Genomic DNA, 17196 nt, shown 5'->3' with positions numbered 1-17196 from the left:
TTTGGATTAGCGTTTTGGGGTCACGGCAATTCGGCCAGTACCTCGCCAAGCGTCTGGCACAGGGTTGTTATTTCGGGCTCTGAGATGATCAGAGGCGGTGACAGGGCGATGATGTCTCCGGTCACCCGGATCATAAGCCCGGCGTCCCAGGCACGTTTCATGGCCTCATAGGCCCGGGCGCCTGGTGCACCATCGCGCGGAGCAAGTTCAATCGCGCCCACCAGCCCGAGGTTGCGGATATCGATAACATTCGGCAGGCCTTTCAAGCTGTGAAGTTGATCTTCCCACGGCTGCGACAGCAAGGCGGCGCGGCGGAACAGGTCGTTCTGTTCATAGCTCTTCAGAGTTGCCAACGCGGCGGCGCAGGACACCGGATTGGCCGAGTAGGTATAGCCGTGAAACAGCTCGATCGGCACATCCGCGTTCTCCATCGCCGAATTGTAGATCTCTTCGGACACGATGACCGCGCCCATCGGAATGACGCCGTTGGTCAGCCCCTTGGCGGTCGTGATGATGTTGGGTTTCACACCAAAATACTCCGACGCTGTCGCCGCACCCAACCGGCCAAAGGCAGTGATGACCTCATCGAAGATCAGCAGAATACCATGCCGGTCGCAGATCTCGCGCAGCCGCTTCAGATATCCCTTGGGTGGCAGAAGCACTCCGGTAGATCCTGCCATCGGTTCAACGATTACGGCCGCAATGGTCGATGCATCGTGCAGCGCGACAATTCGCTCCAGATCATCGGCAAGGGCAGCGCCGTGTTCCGGGCAGCCACGCGAAAACGCGTTTCGGTCAAGGTCATGTGTGTGACGCAGGTGATCCACGCCGGCCAGCAGCGTTCCGAAATGCATGCGGTTCTTGACAATGCCGCCGACGGAGATGCCGCCGAATCCGGTCCCATGGTAACCGCGCTCGCGCCCAATCAAACGTGTCCGCGCGGCGTCCCCCCGCATCCGGTGATAATGCAGCGCGATCTTGAGCGCCGTATCCACGGATTCCGACCCGGAATTGGTGAAGAACGCATGGTTCATTCCGTCCGGCATCATTGCTGTCAGCTTTGCAGACAGCTCAAATGCCTGAGGATGCGAGAACTGGAAATTCGGCGCATAGTCCAACTCATGCACCTGTTTTTGTACGGCCTCAACGATGAGAGGGTCTCGGTGGCCCGCATTGACGCACCACAGTCCGGCAGTGCCGTCCATGACCTTGCGACCATCGGAACTGGTGTAATACATCCCCTCGGCCGATTGGATCATCCGGGGCTCGCGAAGGAAATCACGATTGGCCGAGAACGGCATCCAGAACGATGTCATTGAGTTGGGTTGATCGAGCACGTCCATTCCTCGTGAAGCAGATTTTCGTTTGCTGCTAAATCCTTGCAGAGTTCAAACCTTCCGCACACCCGGCTTTATTGAAATCCGTAAGTCATTGAAAAACAGAACCGGCCAACCTAAAGTGCTTTCGATCCAAAGCGGGAAATCACAATGGGCGCCCCTACGACATCCGATCTGGAAACTGCCCGGAGGCTGCGTTTGATTCGGACATCAAAGGGGCTCAGCCAACGCGAGATGGCGAAACGTGCTGGTGTTGGTAGTGGTACGATTTCGCAGATCGAAAGCGGCTCGACCCAGCCGTCCGTTGCCTTGCTCAAGAAGATCCTGGCCGGGGTCGATGTGAACCTTGGCTTTTTCTTCAGTTTTGAACTGAAGGATGACGACAGCTTCTTTTTTCCGCGCAGCAGTATGCGTGACCTCGGTTCTCATGGCGTCGCCTATCTGCTTGTTGCGGGTGAGCGCCGAAACCGGAAGCTGCAGATGCTGATCGAAGAATACGATGTCGGTGCGGACTCTGGTCGCGCAGAACTATCTCACGAAGGTGAAGAATGCGCTGTCGTCATTGAGGGTCGGCTTGAGGTAATGGTGGACGGTCAATCCCGCGTGCTTGGGCCCGGAGACGCATACTATTTTTCCAGTATCCTGCCACACCGTTTCAGAAACGCCGGCGATACACCCTGCAAGGTCATCAGCGCTTGCACGCCCTCGTCGTTTTGAACTGGAAAACTGCGAGAAGGCCACGACGGGCCGTTCGCAGAGTTTTTTGCAATCCAAAGCGCTCCAAGCAGATTGGTGGGTCCGTACTACCGCGGAGTTATGCAGACCCGGGAGCCGTTTTCACGAAGGACCAACGGCAAGTTATCACTGACTATTAAGTTGGACACTCAAGTAGTTTGATTAAACATGCATTGGATCACTTGGCCTCGACTTCATGCGGCAGGAATATAAAGCGACAGGCTGGCGCCTTTATCTACCTTGTCAATTGTTAGCAACCCGCCGTGCCGCTTAGCGACAGATGTGGCAATTGCGAGGCCGAGGCCGCTGCCGTCGGAGGGTTCCACCTGCGAGAAGCGGCCAAAGGCGACCTCACTTTGTTCAGGCTGCAAACCTTTGCCATCGTCCCTGACAGTAACCACCGCAGCCTCGCCCGCCTTCGCGACGCTCACGTGAATACGGGTCAGCGCCCGTCCTCCGTGTTTCAGCGCGTTGTCGATAAGGTTCTTGATGGCCTCTGTCATGAACAACTCGTCACAGGCGACATGGACCGGAGTGTCGGGCGCGTCGAATTCAAACTCTACCCCTCGTGACAAAACGGTGGGCCCGAGTTCGGCACAGATGTCCTGAACAACTTCGCGAAGGTCCAGTACCTTGTCTTCCGCCGCCATCGCTGTCTGCTGAAGACGGTCTAGCGACAAGAGCTGATCGGCCACCCGTGCTGAGCTTCGAGCGGCGTTTACAAGTTCGAAAATTCTTTTATTTCGTTCCTCTTTGTCCTGCGCATCTCTGACCGCTTCGGCCATGGACTGAACCGCTGCCGCCGGGTTTCGCAACTGATGCGCTGCGTCAGAGATAAAGACCTGATGCGCGGTGATGCTGGCATCAACCTTGCTGAACAGCCGGTTCAGTGTCTTGACGATGCCCAGCACTTCAAGCGGAACGGGGCGCTTTATCTGGCTCAGGTCGTTGGGTGATCTGGCGGCGATGGCGTCCTGCAGGTCGATCAGGGGGCGCAGGCCTCGCGCGACACCGAACCAGACCACCAATGCAAGTGTTGCAAGCAGCATCCCCATCAGCGCAGCGGCGCGAACGGCGAGTTGCCTAGCGAAAATCTGGCGGTCTTCAATACGTTGCCAGACCTTTACCGAAGCGTCACCGGTCAGGTTTTCGATTGTCACACGCTCTTTGATTTGCAGGACGCGAACCTCTTCGCCGCGGTAGGTCGCTTCGAAAACGGAAGGCGCGTAAGGGTCTGCCTGATCCAGGCCGCTAGATTTTGGCGGGTACGCATAACCGGTGATGTATATCCCGCCAGGGCCTGTTGCGTGATAAAACACTTCGCCGCCGGACGCATCCCGGATCAGGTCGCGCGTTGATGGCAGCAGAGCATCGCCGCCTGACACCACCACGTCGCGAGAGATGGCCAATGCAGCGGCCAGAAGGCTGCGATCGAAGAGGTCCTCGGCAGTTCTCTGTGCCACGGTGACGCGCCAAAACCCCAGCAGAACAGCCATCAGGACAAGAGGACTGAGGATCAGTATAAAGAGACGAAGCCGTAGCGATGCCCGTCGCATCAGGCCTGAACCTCCAACATGTATCCAAGGCCCCGCGCCGTCTTGATAGCTATGCCGTGCGGAGCGAGACGTTTACGCAAACGCGACACATGCGGCTCAACCGCAGTATCGTCCACATCGGCGCCCACGCCGTAGACATGATCGGTGAGCTGGGCCTTGGATACGATGCGCCCGCGCCGATCCAGCAGGCATTCAAGCACCGCCAGTTCTCTGCGGGGGATGTCCAGCGGAACGCCCTCTGCGCTGACTTCGCGCATGTTTCGGTCAAATTCGAGCCTGCCGATCTTTTCGACAGCCCCATAGTCCAGGCTCTTGCGCCGGGACAATGCGCGAATACGGGCCTCCAGTTCGTCCATTTCAAAGGGTTTAACCAGATAATCGTCAGCACCCATATCCAGCCCTGCGACCCGATCACTGGTTTCGGATCGCGCCGTCAGCAGAATCACTGGCGCGCCGTCTTTCCGCTCCCGCATGGCCCGCAAAATCTCAAAACCGGAGCGCCCCGGCAGATTGATATCTAAAACCACAAGGTCCGCCCCCTCGCGTGCTAGAAACGCTTCCGCCTCCTGACCATCGAGCAACACATCAGCCGCGTGTCCCCTGTCGCGCAATCGGTACGCGATGGCGTTGGCCAGCGCTTCGTTGTCCTCGACAATGACGATCCGCATTTCAGCTCCCGCAAGCTTGGCGCAAGGTTGGCTTACCATGATTGGCAGATTGCAAGGGGAATCAACCCCATAAGAGCTGGCAGTCAAGCCGGGATCGGAGGAGCCGGGCTGGGTGTTGTCAAAAAGGTAGGACAAAATGACCGTTTCCAACTTCACACGCCGTGCCGTGATGTCGCTGATGACGGCTGCGGGACTGGCTGTGCCCGCCGCGGCCGAGGTCGACTTTTCCGGCAAGACGATCGAATGGGTGATCCCGTTCTCGGAAACCGGCGGGTCGGCCAAGTGGGCGAACTTCTTTGCGCCGCTTTTGTCCGAGGCGCTGCCCGGGCAACCCACCGTGGTCGTCAAGTTCATGCCGGGCGCTGGATCGACCAAGGGCGCCAACTGGTTCCAGGAACAAGCGCATGACGACGGCACTTTGCTGTTCGGAACGTCAGGGTCGACCCAATTCCCGTACCTTCTGAACGATCCCCGCGTCCGCTATGAATACAAGGATTGGATTCCGGTCATGGCATCGGGCACCGGTGGTGTCGCCTATCTGAATGCCGAAGACGGAGCCAAGTTCGATGGCTCCGCGAACAGTCTTAAGGATGTGGATTTCATTTATGGAAGCCAGGGCGCGACACGGCTTGATCTTGTGCCGCTGCTGGCGTGGCAGATGCTGGGCATGAATGTCGAGCCGGTGTTTGGCATCAAGGGGCGCGGAGACGGGCGTTTGATGTTCGAGCGCGGCGAAGCGACGATCGATTATCAGACATCCTCGGGCTACCTCGGCGGGTCGGTGCCGCTGGTCGAGGCCGGTCAGGCCGTCCCGATGATGACCTGGGGCGCGCTGGATGCCGATAGCAACATCGTGCGTGATCCGACCTTCCCGGACATTCCGACCTTCAAAGAGGTTTGCGAGGCCACCGATGGGTGTGAAACATCGGGCGAGGCCTGGGATGCATGGAAGGCATTCTTTGTGGCGGGCTTCCCGGTTCAGAAACTGGCCTTCCTGCCTGCCGGAACGCCGCAGGATGTGGTCGACACCTACACGGCGGCATTTCAGACCGTCGTCGATCGCCCTGACTTTGCCGAGATTTCGTCCAAACGGGTCGGTAAGTACCCGGTGTTCGTGGGTGATGGCTCGCAAGCCGCTCTTGAAACCGCGACGAGCGTTCAGGATGGCGCCAAGCAATACGTCCTTGGCTGGCTCAAGGACGCCTATGGCGTAGAGCTCAACTGACCGACCTGAGATCGGCAGCACCGCTTTGACGGTGTTGCCGTCTTCGAAATTCCTGTTTCTCATTGATTGAAAGCGACTCCCATGGAGATTCTCGCGACCGCTCTTCCTGAGCTCGGCAATGCCTGGGCTTTGATCCTGCAACCCATCGTTCTTGGCTACCTGGTCCTCGGTGTCGTCATGGGCCTTGCCGTCGGTGTGTTTCCCGGACTTGGCGGCATTGCAGGCCTGTCGTTGCTCTTGCCGTTCATGTTCGGCATGGAACCCGTCTATGGCCTTGCACTGATGATCGGTATGGTCGCTGTCGTCCCTACCTCGGACACTTTCGCATCGGTGTTGATGGGCATTCCTGGAAGCTCGGCGTCGCAGGCAACGGTTCTTGACGGGTTTCCGATGGCCAAGAACGGGCAGGCGGCGCGCGCGCTGTCGGCGGCCTTTGCGTCATCGCTGTTTGGCGGGCTGGTTGGCGCCACTTTCCTAACGGTATTCATACTGATTGCGCGCCCCATCGTGCTGGCCTTTGGTCTGCCCGAGATGCTGATGATCACCATTTTGGGCCTTTCGATGGTGGCCGTTCTTGCGGGCCGCATCGCGCTGAAGGGTATGGCGGCTGCCGGTCTGGGCATGATGATCGGCACGATTGGCGAGGCCGACGCCGGCGGTAGCCTGCGCATGGCCACCTATGACATTCCTTATCTGACCGATGGGCTGAAACTGGTCATCGTGGGCTTGGGCATTTTCGCGGTGCCGGAAATCGTCTCGCTGCTGCGTCAGGACCGCTCGATCGCCAAGGGGGCATCGCTGGGGGCCGGATGGTTTGACGGCATCCGCGATTGGTTCGCGAATATCTGGCTTTCGGTCCGTTGCTCGGTAATCGGTGTGGCAGTAGGTGTGATCCCCGGGCTTGGCGGCTCGGTAGTCGATTGGATCGCCTATGGTCATTCGGTGCAAACCACAAAGGACAAGTCCGGTTTCGGCAAGGGCGAGGTGCGCGGCATCATCGGGCCCGAAAGCTCGAACAACGCCAAGGAAGGCGGCGGACTGGTACCGACCCTGCTGTTCGGCATTCCCGGCTCTGGTTCGATGGCGATCTTCATTGGTGCCGTAGCGCTGCTCGGGTCCGGCGATATCGAGGTCGGCCCCGGCATGCTCAAGGACAATCTGGACATCACCTATTCCATCGTCTGGCTGCTGGCGCTGGCTAATGTGGTGGGCACCATTCTCTGCATTGCCGCGTCGGGCGGGATCGCAAAACTCACAACGATCCGCTTCACCTATCTGGCCCCGTTCCTGTTTATGCTGATCAGCTTTGCGGCCTTTCAGTCGGGGCAAAATTTCGAGGATCTGCTGGCGCTCTTCACAATAGGTCTGATCGGTATTTTCTTGCGCCGCTTCGACTGGTCGCGCCCGGCTTTCCTGATCGGTTTCGTGCTGTCGAACCCGGTTGAGAAATTCACCAACCAAGCGTTCCAGATCGCCTCCTTCCGGTTCCGCAAGAGTTTCGAGGAAGGCATGGACTACATTTTCAGCCCGATTGTGATCGTGCTGATCATCGTGACCGTGGTTTCGGTTGTACTCGGTATCCGTCAGGCCAAGACAATCATGGCCGAGGGTGATGTGCAATCGGGCTCCAAACGCGCGCCGCTGATCTTCCTGCTGGCGATCATGGCCTATCTGATCGTGGCGCTGATCAATGCCGGCATGATCCCTGACTACAACATGACCGACAAGATCATTCCACTGGTTATCGGAGGCTTTTCGCTGGCCTGCTGCGTGATCCTGCTGGTGCAGATGATGCGCCGGCCCGAGGGTGACGTGATCTTTGCGGACAAGGAAGTCGCGGGCGAAGATGCGGATGCGCCCTACGGGCTGTGGCCGACGCTGGCCTGGTTCGTTGGGTTGATCGCCGCCACTTGGGTCGTGGGTTTCATCCTTGCGCTGATCGGGTTTCTGATCACCTTCTTCCGTGTGCGCGCGGGTGCTGACTGGCGGATGACGCTGATCCTCACGGCGGCGGGCATCGGGTTCATGTGCCTGATGGCGGGTGCGCTAAACCGCGACTTCCCGCCGGGTCTGCTGCAAGGCGTGGTCGACCTGCCGTGGCCGCTGAAATGACCCAGACGGCCATCCCATATCTGTTCATGCGGGGCGGTACTTCGCGAGGCCCGTATTTTCGGCGCGGTGATCTGCCTGAAGACCGGGATCAACTGGCGCAGGTGCTACTCTCCGCCCTGGGTTCGGGCCACCCGCTGAACATTGACGGGATCGGGGGCGGCGCGGCGGTGACCACCAAGGTCGCCATGCTATCGGAAAGCGGCGATGACTGGGCGGATGTGGATTATTTTTTTGCGCAGGTTTCGGTTGAGGATCGTTTGGTCGATTTCAAGCCAACCTGCGGCAACATCCTGTCGGGTGTGGGACCAGCGGCGCTTGAGATGGGGTTGGTGCAACCGCAGGGAAACGCAACCGAAATCCGGATCCGAGCGGTGAACACGGGGGCCAGGGTTCTGGCGAACGTGCAGACGCCCGAAGGCCATCTTACTTATGAGGGCGCAACCGAAATTGCTGGCGTACCCGGTCAGGCCGCGCCCGTCAGACTGAATTTCATGGGTGTTGTTGGCGCGGCCACCGGCGCGTTCCTGCCCACGGGAAACCTGCGCGACACCGTAGACGGGATCGAATTGACCTGCATGGATGTCGCCATGCCCATGGCCATCGCCCGTGCCGAGGCCTTCGGTTTGACCGGCTATGAAAGCGCCGATGAACTGGACGAAAACCGCGCTTTCCTTGACCGAATGGAGTCGGTTCGCGTCAAGGCCGGGGCGTTGATGGGCATGGGCGATGTCTCGAAGTCCGTCACGCCTAAATTTGGCCTGCTGGCACCGCCGCGGAACGGCGGGACCATCGCGACGCGCTATTTCATGCCGTGGAACACGCATCCCTCGATGGCGGTGACAGGCGCGCAATGCCTTGCGTCTTGCGCGTTGACACCGGGTTCGGTTGCCGACGGGCTTTTGGCACGTCCAGAGGCCAGCCCTGCGCAGGTCGTCCTGGAACATGCCAGCGGAAAGATCGAAGTCATGGTCGACTTTTCGACCGAGGGTGGGTTCAGCCTGAACAATGCGGGCCTCGTGCGCACTGCGCGCAAGCTGGCCGACGGACATGTCTACATTCCCCGTTCGGTCTGGGCGGGACCGGAGGATACCCCATGAGCGTTCGAAACATTCTTGTCGCCTTCAACGGGTCAGAAACCGCGCTGTCCGCGTTGAAATACGCGGCCGCACTGGCGGGGGATATCGCGCATGTGACTGCCCTGCTGGCCTATTCGACGCACGAAACGGTCGACAGCCGGGCCGCGTGGGTGCCCGCCAAGGCGCGGAAAATCATCGCCGAGGCGAATGCGGAGATCCTAACCGAGATCGAGACCCGCTTTGATGCCGCACGCGACGCGCTCGGATTGGGCAGCAGGCTGCACTTTGAGCGCGCGCCGGGGCGGGTGGATATGGTCCTGTCTCAAACGGCGCGCAATTATGACCTGCTGGTGGTGGGGCAAGACCTGTCAGAAGAGGTCGATACCCACGTGATTCTGCATCCGGATCGCATCGCGCTGCTCAGTGGCAGACCGGTTCTGATCATACCGGAGGGCTATGAAGCTGACGCTATCCGCCAACATGCCGTTGTTGCGTGGGATGGCGGACGCGCCGCAGCGCGAGCGCTGTCCGACGGTCTTAGCCTGCTGCAAGGGAAGGGCCGGGTTACGGTTTTGACGGTGGGCCAGACTACCGAGACCCTGCCTGTCCCCGACGTTGTTCGGCATCTCGAACGGCATGACGTCGTTGCCACCCACGAGCAGATTGCGGCCGACCCCGGCATTGCGCGGGCTCTTTTGGCCTATTGTCGGGAGCAGGCCCCAAGCTTGCTGATCATGGGCGCCTACGAGCATTCGAAATTCCGTGAGGATTTTTTGGGCGGAGTCACGGCTCGCGTACTGCGTGATACGCCTGTTCCGGTTCTGCTCTCGCATTAGACCGACCAACACAGCTTGAATCGGTCAGCCTCATTTGGTATACATCGGTATACAATGGAGGGCATTATGACTCACGACTATTCTGAATGCCTCGACATCGCCAGGCAGGAACTACGTCTTGCGCGCCATGCGCTTCGCGACGAGATACTGAACTATCCCACACCGATCGCGGGCTGCGATGAGCAGTTCAATCATCTGCTGGTGCAGAGCCAACGGGTGCGGAACGCTCTGGATGCGCTGGACGCCCAGCTGTTTGTGCCGACCCCACGCAAGCTGGACTCAGAGCGCAGCATCGAAAGCCGATGAAAGTTCATATCCTTGATGACTGGTTCGACACGCTCAGGCATCTACCCTGCTTCGCCCGGCTTGATGCGCATGAGGTGACGGTCTGGACGGATCATGTCGAGGATACCGGAACACTCGTCGAGCGGTTGGCTGACGCCGAGGCGCTGGTGCTGTTTCGGGAACGCACGCAGATCACCCGCGCCCTGCTTGAGCGCCTGCCCAATCTCAGGCTGATCAGCCAGCGCAGCGTCTATCCGCATGTGGATGTGCCCGCCTGCACCGATCATGGCGTGTTGCTGTGTTCCAACATGCACGCCGGCACGCCCTCATACGCAGCGGCGGAACTGACTTGGGCGCTGATCATGGCGGGGATGCGCGATCTGCCGCGGCAGATGGCATCCGTTAAGGCAGGCCACTGGCAGGCTGGCGTTGGCAAGACGCTGCGCGGTCGACGTTTGGGCCTCTACGGGTATGGCCGGATCGCGAAGGCGGTAGGGGGCTATGCCGAGGCCTTCGGAATGGAGGTCGTCTGGTGGTCCTCGGAGGACGGGCGTGCGCGGGCTGTCGCAGACGGAGTGCAGGTTGCACCAAGCCGCAAGGCATTCTTTGCGGACTGTGACGTCATCTCGCTGCATGTGCGTTTGAAACCTGCCACACGCGGGATCATCACAGCGCAGGACTTTGCCTCGATGCGACCCGGCACGCTATTCGTGAACACTTCGCGCGCGGGGCTGATTGCGCCGGGTGCGCTGCTAGAGGCCTTGAATAGGGGCCGCCCGGGCATGGCCGCCGTTGACGTGTTCGACAACGAACCGCTGACCGATCCCGCCGATCCGCTGCTGGCCCACCCCAATCTCATCGCAACACCACATATCGGCTTCGTCACCGAGGATGAGTACGATCTGCAATTCGCCGATATCTTTGATCAGGTGAATGCCTTTGACCAGGGCGCCCCGATCCACATGATCAATCCCGAGGTCTGGCCCGGCTAGATCGCTGTCCGGACCGCCTCTTTCAGTGCGGCGACCGTCACAGAGTCCCTTTGTCCGAGACGTGACAACAACCCGATTGGGCGCATGATCTCGGGTTCCTCCAGCGCACAAACGGAGACTTCAGCAGTACTGACCGCCGAACGCGGCAGCGGTGCCAGGCCGATCCCGCTTGCGACCAGATCAAGCGCGGTGGTCGAGCGCCCTGCTTCAAAGCTCCAGCGTAGCGGCAGCCGGGCCTTGGCCATTGCCTCATCGATCAGCAGCCTGTTACCGGTGCCTCGGGCGGGGAGGATCAGAGGGACATCCGTCAGTGCGCTCCATTGCACCCTGCTGCGGCCTGCGAAATCATGGTCTTTCGGCACCGCCAGCACCATCGGGTCGTCAAAGAGCGGTTCGAACACGGTTTGCGGGTCGGTCAACGGGATCGAGCAGAGACCAAAATCCGCCTCGCCTCCGGCTACCGCCTCGGCCACTTCATTTGCCGAGCCATCCACCAGGCGGAGGCGCGAGGTGTGGCCCGCAGCGCGAAAGGCCCGCAACGCCGGGATGACGATCCGCCCAAGCACTGTGGGGATTGTCGCCAGCGTCACCACCGCGCCTCGCTGATGCGCAAAAGCCACGCTTTCGTCCCGCATGGCACGCGCGGTCTCGTGCGCGTCGTCCAAAATGGCTTCGGCCCGCGCCTGCAGCCGCTTTGCTGCAAGCGTGGGTTTCACCGCGCGGGTCGTGCGTTCGAACAGCAGGGAATCCAACGCTTGTTCCAGCTTGCGGATCCGCCGGGTCACCGCCGATTGCGACAGGTTGAGGCGCTCGGCGGCCGCGTGAAAGGAACCGGTTTCCTTCACGGCCAGAAATGCCTCGAGATCTCCGAAATCGTAATTGATGCGCATTCTGCATTAATCCGAGAAAAACCGGCATTGGTCAAATCAATCTACAGGCGGTAGGCACGACCCAGACAAGGATACAGCCCATGAGCACATATGATATCGCGGTGATCGGCGGCGGCAATGCCGCCCTGTGCGCGGCCATCACAGCGGCCGAGGCAGGTGCCCGTGTTCTGATCCTGGAAACCGCGCCGAAACCGTATCGTGGCGGCAATTCCCGTCATACGCGCAATTTACGTTGCGCCCATAACGGCCCGCTTGGGCCACTGGTCGAGTCCTACCGGGAAGATGAGTATCTGGATGACCTGTTGAAGGTCACAGATGGGAACACCGACGAACAACTGGCCCGACTTGCCATTCGCAGCTCCGAGGATTGCCTGCCGTGGATGGAGGCACATGGCGTGCGGTTTCAGCCTTCGCTTTCAGGAACGCTCTCGCTCGCGCGCACAAATGCGTTTTTCATGGGCGGCGGGAAATCCCTTGTAAACGCTTACTATCGGGCCACCGAGGCGCTGGGGGTCGACGTGGCTTACGAAGCGTATGTGACGCATCTTGAACTGAGTGGCGACAGGATCGCATGTGTCGAATACACGCATCAGGGCAAGGATCACCGTATCGAACCAACAGCCGTCATCGTCGCTTCGGGCGGGTTTCAGGCGGACACTGATTGGCTTGCCCGCGCATGGGGACCGGCGGCTAAAAACTTCCTGATCCGCGGAACACCCTACAATCGCGGCGTGGTTCTGGCCGACCTGCTGGAACAGGGTGTCGAGAGTGTCGGTGACCCGACCCAATGCCACGCCGTAGCCATTGACGGGCGCGCCCCGAAATTCGATGGCGGCATCGTTACCCGGCTCGACTGCGTGCCTTTCTCGATTGTCGTTAACAAGAATGCCGAACGGTTCTATGACGAGGGCGAGGATGTTTGGCCCAAACGCTATGCAATTTGGGGCCGACTGGTGGCCGCGCAGCCAGATCAGGTCGCCTATGTGATTATCGACAGCAAATCGTTGAACCTGTTCATGCCGTCGGTGTTTCCACCCCTCAAGGCTGACACGCTGGAAGAACTTGCCACAAAAATGGAGCTGCCCGCAGACCGTCTGCGTCATACGGTGGAAACGTTCAACGCAGCTTGCGGCGACGCCTCGGCATTTCACCCGACCGAGCTGGACGGGGTCGCCACGTCCGGTCTGACCCCACCAAAGACCAATTGGGCCCGTCCGATCAGTGACCCGCCTTTCTACGGTTATTCGCTGCGCACTGGGGTGACCTTCACCTATCTGGGTTTGAAGGTGGATGAAACAGCGCGGTGCTCCAGTTCCACAAGCCCAATCCGAAACCTCTGGGCTGCGGGCGAAACGATGGCTGGCTCAATCCTGGGCCAGGGCTATCTGGCCGGATTCGGCATGACGATCGGAACCGTCTTCGGGCGTATCGCAGGACGGGAGGCCGCGTCTTATGCAAACTGATCTGATCGCAGAGGCCCGACGTCAGGCCGAGATCTGCAACGCGTGCCGGTATTGCGAAGGTTATTGTTCGGTTTTCCCCGCACTCCACAGCCAGCGCGCGTTTGCCGATTGCGATATCACCCAGTTGGCCAATCTCTGCCACAACTGCCGGGGATGCTATTACGCCTGCCAGTACACCGCCCCTCATGAGTTTGACCTGAACTTTCCGAAGGCGCTTGCTGAGGTTCGTCGCGACAGTTGGGAAAGCCTTGCGTGGCCTCAGCCGCTGGCAAAACGGTTCCATACCCACGGCGGCGCCGTCGCGCTGGCACTGATTGTTGGCTTTGCATTCATGTTCCTCACGATCCGGGCGCTTGGCTCAGCCGGTGGCGTAGGCTTCTATGCAGTGATGTCTCACGGGGCAATGGTTGCACTCTTCGCCCCGGCTTTCCTGTTTCCGCTGCTTAGCCTAGCCATCAGCCTGCGCAGATATTGGCAAGCCGTTGGTGGACGGCTCATTACACTTGCTGATCTGAAGGCCGCTTTTGGCCGCGCCGTGCGTATGACCGATCTGGCGGCAGGCCATGGTGAAGGTTGCAATTTCGAGGATAAGGACCGCTTCTCTCAAGCACGCCGCTACGCCCATCAGGCCATTATGTACGGCTTCCTCCTATGTTTCGCTGCGACGTGCGCTGGCACCGTTCTTCACTATGTCTTCAACAACCCCGCACCGTATCCATTTTGGTCTGTGCCCAAGCTGCTGGGTGTGCCGGGCGGAGTGCTGTTGACGCTGGGATGCGCGTGGATGGCCTGGCTAAAGCTTCAGTCCGACCGCACACTTGGCGACCCGCAGGCGTGGGGAGGCGATATCGGTTTCATTCTGCTTTTGGGTTTCACGGGGCTCAGCGGGCTCTTGCTCTACGTCCTTGGAACAACAGCGTGGATGCCTGCGCTGCTCTCAGTCCACTTGGGGGCGGTGCTGACATTCTTTTTGCTTACCCCCTTCACCAAGATGACCCATGGCTTTTATCGTATAGCGGCCTTGCTCGCCGATGCACAGAGGCATCGGAAATAACACGACAAGGGAGCGCCGGTAATGCGAACCACAATGCCATCGTTGGGTGCGTACACATAAGCCTTAGCCAGTCGTCCAGTTCCATCTTGGGAAGATGAACTCCTAACCCATCAGTCGATTGCCAAGGGTTTTGATTTGGACAAGATGGCGGCTGAAACCTTCGGCAAGAAGACCGGGCTTTCGGGTGGCAGTGGCAGGCACATACATATCTTCGATGCGGATGTGAACTTTGCCTGTTCCGGCATCATCGCCCAGGGCATGGGTCCGGCGGTCGGCGCCGCCCTTTCGCGCAAGATGCAGGGCAAGCCCGGCGTCGCGGTGGCCTTGCTTTTTGAGGGTGCGGTGAACCACAGCACCTGACACTAAAGCCCCTTGACGACCGCAGCCTGCGGGAGCTCTGCAACAAAGCCGTTTCAACTGCCCGGTGTTGTCTGTTGGGTCACGCGGGCGTTGCTATGGCGTTCAAGATGGACCCTCACGCCCTTGTTTTGACGATCAGGCTGGTCGCTCTATTGTGATTTCCGAAGATAATGCGCGATAGAGCATGCACGTCATTAACCCGTGACTTGCTCTGAGACTTCAGGTGCAAGGCTCGAGACGCGCCTTCTACGCTTGCGTCGGCCAGAAAAGATCGCCCATATCACTGCTTGGGTTTTGAAAAACGAATCTCGACCACCTTCCGAAATTAAAGGGCCTGATTCCAGACTGGGCCTGAGGCAGGTGGCCAGTTCGGAGTCCCCGATGTGGCGGTCGAAATCTGCCCAATGACCTGCGTCCCAAGGCAATACTCATAGGTCGCTTACCTGTTTTGGAACATTGTGTTAGATTGCGAACTGTTTATGGGGTGCCATGTCTAGGAGGTACAATGGCTGAAGATTTAGGGAGGCGTATAGCCGCGCTGGAAAAGCGCTTGGATGCAATCGTCAAAGATCAAAACAAGGTGAACCAAAAGACGTATGATAACGTCATGGGGACCATTCAGGCCCAGAACAAGGTGAACCAGAAGGCATATGACCACATTACCAAGCTGGAGAAGCGTCTGGATGCCATCGTCAAGGACCAAAACAAGGTGAACCAGAAGACCTATGACAATGTCATGGGGACCATTCAGGCCCAAAACAAGGTCAATCAGAAAGCACACGACCACATCACTCAGCTTGAAAAACGTTTTGCGAAACTAGAGAAAAAGCGCTGAGTCATCATATGAGTGGGGTCAAGTCCGCCTGCCCGGACAAGATACTTGCCCGGGGCGCTGAGCGTGGAGTTGCCGTCGAGCCGTTCGGGCCGATTTGGGACAGTGCCCGGCTGAAATTTGGGCGCGCGGCCTGGTCGCAATCCGGTCTCGAACCATTCCTGACCTACGATGTGCCTTACACCGGAACCTCCTCGGGCCGCTTATCCGAGGATGCGGTGGACATTTTTCTAAGCACCGCTGCGTCTGCCGGACCGTTGAGAATACTTGAACTGGGTGCAGGCTCTGGGGTGTTTGCCAAGCTGTTCCTTGACAGGCTTCTGGATCTGGACCCGGCCGTTTACGCGCGCACGACTTATGTGGTTTCAGATGGGTCTGAAACGGTGTTAAGCGCGATGTCGCAGCATCGAATACTGAATGCGCATCTGGATCGGATCGAAACGCGCGTTCTGGATGTTGTGACCGATCCGCTTGGCGACGCGGAATTTGACGCAATTTTGGGCACTTACATACTGGATAGCTTGCCCTTTGACCTTTTGGCCGTGAACGACCAGCAAACCTGGCGCAAGGAAGTTCGCAGTGTGGTTGAGGGCGACGACGTTCACCATGCAGATCAGCTTAGGGCCGATCTGATCGCGGGAAGCTCCGAAAAACTAAGAGAATGGGCGTGGATTGCGCCGCATCTTGGATTGCAAACCCGACACGTGCCCATCGACCGGGCTCAGTTGGATTTTGGAGACAGCCTTCCCCGCGATACGAGAAATCAAACCATACCATTCGTGCACTGTCAGGGTGCGCTGGCCTGTCTTGATGCTTGTCGAAGAGCTTTGCGCCAAAACGGCGTCGCAGTGTTTAGCGATTACGGGCACCTGACCTTTCTGCCCAAGTATGAATTCCTTGAGTTCCAGGTGTTTGGCTCATCAATTGCAGTTGGCGTAAATTTTGAACAGATGTCGGCGGCCGCCGGAGGTTGGCCGGACGCGGTTCTATACCGGCCGTCCGAAGAGGAAGGCAATCTCCATACACGTGTCTTGCAACGTGCACATGAGCCTGACAGCGTGTTGCAGGGTTTGGTTAATGGTCTGTATGGAGCTGCGACATACCACACACAGAACGATCCGCTTACAAGGGCGCGCGCGATGCTGGAAACACGGTACTTTGAAAGTGCCCGTGCGCATTACCGAGAGGCGCTTTCCATCCAGCCGCGCAACTGGGCAATCATGGAAGAAGTGGCCTCGGCATTCATGATGATGACCGAGGACTACGGCGCGGCAGAGGAGATGGCAGATCTGGGCCTCGCCTTAAATCCCGTCGCGCCGGGCTTGTGGCGTGTTAAAGGTGAAGCTCTGCTTGCATTGGCGCGCGCCAACGATGCGCGGGGCGCTTTGGAACAACTCGCAGATCTTGCGCCCACCCTTCCTTCGACCTGGCGGGTAATAGCGGAGCTTGAGTTGGTCGAAAGTAGATACGCGGAGGCCCTGGATGCAGTCGCGACCGGTTTCAAGTCTGACAAGGCCTGTGAAGAACAAGAAGAATTGTTGAGTATTCAGGGCCGGGTCTTGGCGGCGCTTGCCAGCCAAGAGCACAAGGTTCTAACGGCTCGCGCCAATCAGATGCGCGCACTTGATAACCTGCCGGAGTCTTCGACCGAATGAGACAGCGAGGAATGTTACTGTTCCCGCAAGGCACTGAGTGGTTCTCGGTATGCCGTGGTGTTTCTTAGGGTCAGGATTCATAACCAGTAGATGACGGTTGCTGCGAGTGCGATGGCGGAC

The 17196-nt window shown here is 59.0% G+C and carries 16 protein-coding genes; 12 read left to right on the top strand and 4 right to left on the bottom strand.

Annotated features, from left to right (window positions below):
• Positions 1–20: 20 nt before the first annotated feature.
• On the bottom strand, positions 21–1343 hold the full coding sequence (locus GOX53_RS22525) for an aspartate aminotransferase family protein (protein WP_171180409.1): 1323 nt from the start codon (positions 1341–1343) through the stop codon (positions 21–23).
• 144 nt (positions 1344–1487) lie between these two features.
• Between GOX53_RS22525 and GOX53_RS22520 the strand changes: the two genes are divergently transcribed.
• Entirely contained in the window at positions 1488–2054 is a 567-nt protein-coding gene (locus tag GOX53_RS22520; RefSeq protein WP_171180407.1) for a cupin domain-containing protein, read from the top strand.
• Positions 2055–2266: 212 nt separating this feature from the next.
• Here GOX53_RS22520 and GOX53_RS22515 read toward each other — a convergent pair whose 3' ends face one another.
• Complete coding sequence (locus GOX53_RS22515; RefSeq protein ID WP_254446702.1) at positions 2267–3568, bottom strand: sensor histidine kinase; 1302 nt, start codon at positions 3566–3568, stop codon at positions 2267–2269.
• 59 nt (positions 3569–3627) lie between these two features.
• A complete protein-coding gene (locus GOX53_RS22510; RefSeq protein WP_171180457.1) occupies positions 3628–4296 on the bottom strand; it encodes a response regulator transcription factor in 669 nt (222 codons plus the stop codon).
• 136 nt (positions 4297–4432) lie between these two features.
• On the opposite strand from GOX53_RS22510, the gene GOX53_RS22505 reads away from it, so the two are divergent.
• The 6 genes from GOX53_RS22505 (at position 4433) to GOX53_RS22480 (ending at position 10822) form a co-directional block, all read left to right on the top strand.
• Positions 4433–5521 (top strand): tripartite tricarboxylate transporter substrate binding protein, encoded by a 1089-nt coding sequence (locus GOX53_RS22505; protein ID WP_171180404.1) that lies wholly within the window; start codon positions 4433–4435, stop codon positions 5519–5521.
• Between the two features lie 81 nt (positions 5522–5602).
• A complete protein-coding gene (locus GOX53_RS22500) occupies positions 5603–7633 on the top strand; it encodes a tripartite tricarboxylate transporter permease (protein WP_171180402.1) in 2031 nt (676 codons plus the stop codon).
• On the top strand, positions 7630–8730 hold the full coding sequence (locus tag GOX53_RS22495) for a 4-oxalomesaconate tautomerase (protein WP_171180400.1): 1101 nt from the start codon (positions 7630–7632) through the stop codon (positions 8728–8730). Before GOX53_RS22500 ends, GOX53_RS22495 begins: the two co-directional genes overlap by 4 nt.
• Positions 8727–9545: a universal stress protein gene (locus GOX53_RS22490; RefSeq protein ID WP_171180398.1), complete on the top strand. Its 819-nt coding sequence runs from the start codon at positions 8727–8729 to the stop codon at positions 9543–9545. Before GOX53_RS22495 ends, GOX53_RS22490 begins: the two co-directional genes overlap by 4 nt.
• Positions 9546–9611: 66 nt before the next feature.
• Positions 9612–9851 carry a hypothetical protein gene (locus GOX53_RS22485; protein WP_171180395.1) on the top strand — a complete coding sequence of 80 codons (240 nt, stop codon included), beginning with the start codon at positions 9612–9614 and terminating at the stop codon, positions 9849–9851.
• Positions 9848–10822 carry a D-2-hydroxyacid dehydrogenase family protein gene (locus tag GOX53_RS22480; RefSeq protein WP_171180393.1) on the top strand — a complete coding sequence of 325 codons (975 nt, stop codon included), beginning with the start codon at positions 9848–9850 and terminating at the stop codon, positions 10820–10822. Before GOX53_RS22485 ends, GOX53_RS22480 begins: the two co-directional genes overlap by 4 nt.
• On the opposite strand, the gene GOX53_RS22475 is transcribed toward GOX53_RS22480, so the two are convergent.
• The gene (locus tag GOX53_RS22475) at positions 10819–11712 is read right to left on the bottom strand and encodes a LysR family transcriptional regulator (protein ID WP_171180391.1); all 894 of its coding nucleotides are present in this window, start codon (positions 11710–11712) and stop codon (positions 10819–10821) included. The two genes, GOX53_RS22480 and GOX53_RS22475, sit on opposite strands and share 4 nt — an antisense overlap.
• Positions 11713–11792: 80 nt before the next feature.
• On the opposite strand from GOX53_RS22475, the gene tcuA reads away from it, so the two are divergent.
• The 5 genes from tcuA to GOX53_RS22450 all read left to right on the top strand — a co-directional run bounded on the left by tcuA (position 11793) and on the right by GOX53_RS22450 (position 17076).
• Positions 11793–13175, top strand: coding sequence for an FAD-dependent tricarballylate dehydrogenase TcuA (tcuA, locus tag GOX53_RS22470; protein WP_171180389.1), 1383 nt, complete (start codon positions 11793–11795; stop codon positions 13173–13175).
• Positions 13165–14229, top strand: a complete 1065-nt coding sequence (gene tcuB / locus GOX53_RS22465) for a tricarballylate utilization 4Fe-4S protein TcuB (protein WP_171180387.1) — start codon at positions 13165–13167, stop codon at positions 14227–14229. The genes tcuA and tcuB overlap by 11 nt, the downstream gene beginning before the upstream one ends.
• Positions 14230–14346: 117 nt before the next feature.
• On the top strand, positions 14347–14589 hold the full coding sequence (locus GOX53_RS22460; RefSeq protein WP_371810402.1) for a thiamine pyrophosphate-dependent enzyme: 243 nt from the start codon (positions 14347–14349) through the stop codon (positions 14587–14589).
• A gap of 505 nt (positions 14590–15094) precedes the next feature.
• The gene (locus tag GOX53_RS22455) at positions 15095–15424 is read left to right on the top strand and encodes a hypothetical protein (RefSeq protein WP_171180385.1); all 330 of its coding nucleotides are present in this window, start codon (positions 15095–15097) and stop codon (positions 15422–15424) included.
• Between the two features lie 8 nt (positions 15425–15432).
• Entirely contained in the window at positions 15433–17076 is a 1644-nt protein-coding gene (locus tag GOX53_RS22450) for an SAM-dependent methyltransferase (protein WP_171180383.1), read from the top strand.
• Positions 17077–17196: the final 120 nt, after the last annotated feature.

Origin of the sequence: Ruegeria sp. HKCCD8929 (genome assembly GCF_013031405.1) — a bacterium.
GTDB lineage: Bacteria > Pseudomonadota > Alphaproteobacteria > Rhodobacterales > Rhodobacteraceae > Ruegeria.
This window is presented reverse-complemented; position numbering and strand designations above follow the sequence as displayed.

Coding starts and splice junctions, on each gene's coding strand:
- GOX53_RS22525 (WP_171180409.1), bottom strand. CDS start 1,343: ATGGACGTGCTCGATCAACCCAACTCAATGACATCGTTCTGGATGCCG.
- GOX53_RS22520 (WP_171180407.1), top strand. CDS start 1,488: ATGGGCGCCCCTACGACATCCGATCTGGAAACTGCCCGGAGGCTGCGT.
- GOX53_RS22515 (WP_254446702.1), bottom strand. CDS start 3,568: ATGGCTGTTCTGCTGGGGTTTTGGCGCGTCACCGTGGCACAGAGAACT.
- GOX53_RS22510 (WP_171180457.1), bottom strand. CDS start 4,296: ATGCGGATCGTCATTGTCGAGGACAACGAAGCGCTGGCCAACGCCATC.
- GOX53_RS22505 (WP_171180404.1), top strand. CDS start 4,433: ATGACCGTTTCCAACTTCACACGCCGTGCCGTGATGTCGCTGATGACG.
- GOX53_RS22500 (WP_171180402.1), top strand. CDS start 5,603: ATGGAGATTCTCGCGACCGCTCTTCCTGAGCTCGGCAATGCCTGGGCT.
- GOX53_RS22495 (WP_171180400.1), top strand. CDS start 7,630: ATGACCCAGACGGCCATCCCATATCTGTTCATGCGGGGCGGTACTTCG.
- GOX53_RS22490 (WP_171180398.1), top strand. CDS start 8,727: ATGAGCGTTCGAAACATTCTTGTCGCCTTCAACGGGTCAGAAACCGCG.
- GOX53_RS22485 (WP_171180395.1), top strand. CDS start 9,612: ATGACTCACGACTATTCTGAATGCCTCGACATCGCCAGGCAGGAACTA.
- GOX53_RS22480 (WP_171180393.1), top strand. CDS start 9,848: ATGAAAGTTCATATCCTTGATGACTGGTTCGACACGCTCAGGCATCTA.
- GOX53_RS22475 (WP_171180391.1), bottom strand. CDS start 11,712: ATGCGCATCAATTACGATTTCGGAGATCTCGAGGCATTTCTGGCCGTG.
- tcuA (WP_171180389.1), top strand. CDS start 11,793: ATGAGCACATATGATATCGCGGTGATCGGCGGCGGCAATGCCGCCCTG.
- tcuB (WP_171180387.1), top strand. CDS start 13,165: ATGCAAACTGATCTGATCGCAGAGGCCCGACGTCAGGCCGAGATCTGC.
- GOX53_RS22455 (WP_171180385.1), top strand. CDS start 15,095: ATGGCTGAAGATTTAGGGAGGCGTATAGCCGCGCTGGAAAAGCGCTTG.
- GOX53_RS22450 (WP_171180383.1), top strand. CDS start 15,433: ATGAGTGGGGTCAAGTCCGCCTGCCCGGACAAGATACTTGCCCGGGGC.